The sequence below is a fragment of the Seongchinamella sediminis genome, from assembly GCF_003457605.1.
Classification (GTDB): domain Bacteria; phylum Pseudomonadota; class Gammaproteobacteria; order Pseudomonadales; family Halieaceae; genus Halioglobus; species Halioglobus sediminis.
The window spans coordinates 1-1,256 of record NZ_QRAN01000061.1 but is presented as its reverse complement, the minus strand read 5'-3'; the positions used below and the strand labels follow the sequence as shown (position 1 = coordinate 1,256).

The following is a 1,256-nucleotide window of genomic DNA, read 5'->3' as shown; positions in this document are numbered from 1 at the left end:
TGATCCTGCCCACTGATGATGGACACCCTGCTAAGCGAGTAAACTACGCTACAGAGGTGAACCATGACCAGCAAGACAGGATCGAAAAAGACGACGCGGAAGCAGTATGCGCCTGAGTTCAAGGAAGAGGCGCTGGCCCTGGCGGCAAAGATCGGCATACCCAAAGCTGCCAAGGAGCTTGGGCTCCATGATTCGCAGCTCTACGGCTGGCGATCAAAGGCCAGGGTAAAGCGGGACCAGAGCGATCTGGAGCAGAGCCAGGCCGCGGAGATTGCCCGCCTGAAGCGCCAGTTGGCGGAGCAGGCAGAGGAGCTTGCCATCGTAAAAAAGGCGGCCACATACTTCGCCAAGAGCCTGAAGTGAAGTATGTGTTTATGGACGAACATCAAGGCACTTTCGGGGTTTCGGCGATGAGCCGGGTACTGCGGGTTTCCCGCAGCGGATTCTATGCCTGGCGCCGGCGGCGGGACAATCCTTCGCCCCGGAAGCAGCGCCGGAATCAGCTCGATGAGGCCGTCAAGGAGGCTTTTAATGCTCACAAAGGCCGTTCGGGATCACCCCGGTTGGTGCGGGATCTGGCAGAGGCCGGTCACCAGCATGACCGCAAGACCATCGCCGAAAGCATGCGGCGGCAGGGATTGCGGGCCAAGGCGGCGAAGAAGTTCAAGGCAACCACGAACTCCAGACACAATCTGCCGGTGGCCCCCAACCTGTTGCAGCAGGACTTCACGGCCACCAGGCCAAACCAGAAGTATGTAGGCGACATCACGTACCTTTGGACCGAGGAGGGCTGGCTGTACCTGGCGGTCGTAATCGACCTGTACTCGCGGCTGGTAGTGGGCTGGGCCATGTCGGAGCGAATGACCGCGCAACTGGTCTGTGACGCGCTACAGATGGCTCTGTGGCTACGTCGCATGCCTACCGGAGTCATTGTGCACTCGGACCGCGGGAGTCAATACTGTTCCGGCGCCTACCAGCAGCTAATCAAGGATCACAGTTTACTGTGCAGTATGAGTGCGAAGGGCAACTGTTACGATAATGCCTGTGCCGAGAGCTTTTTCCACTCGCTCAAGGTGGAGGTCATTCACGGTGAGAGATTCGCCACCCGGGAGGAAATGCGACAAACAGTATTCGAGTACATCGAAGTGGACTACAATCGAACCCGCCGACACAGCGCCAACGGCTTCATAAGCCCGGAAGCGTTTGAGGCACAACAAGTCGCTTAACTGCGTGTCCACTGTTGGTGGGCAGGATCA

Annotated in this window: 1 protein-coding gene; it reads left to right on the top strand. The window is 58.4% G+C overall.

Going from position 1 to position 1,256, the window contains the following annotated elements:
- Positions 1-63: 63 nt before the first annotated feature.
- Positions 64-1,226, top strand: a protein-coding gene (locus DWB85_RS19305) for an IS3 family transposase (RefSeq protein ID WP_420820283.1) whose coding sequence is annotated in 2 segments (ribosomal slippage) — positions 64-334 and positions 334-1,226 — 1,164 coding nt in all. Because the reading frame shifts where the segments join, the coding sequence is not laid out codon by codon here.
- Positions 1,227-1,256: the final 30 nt, after the last annotated feature.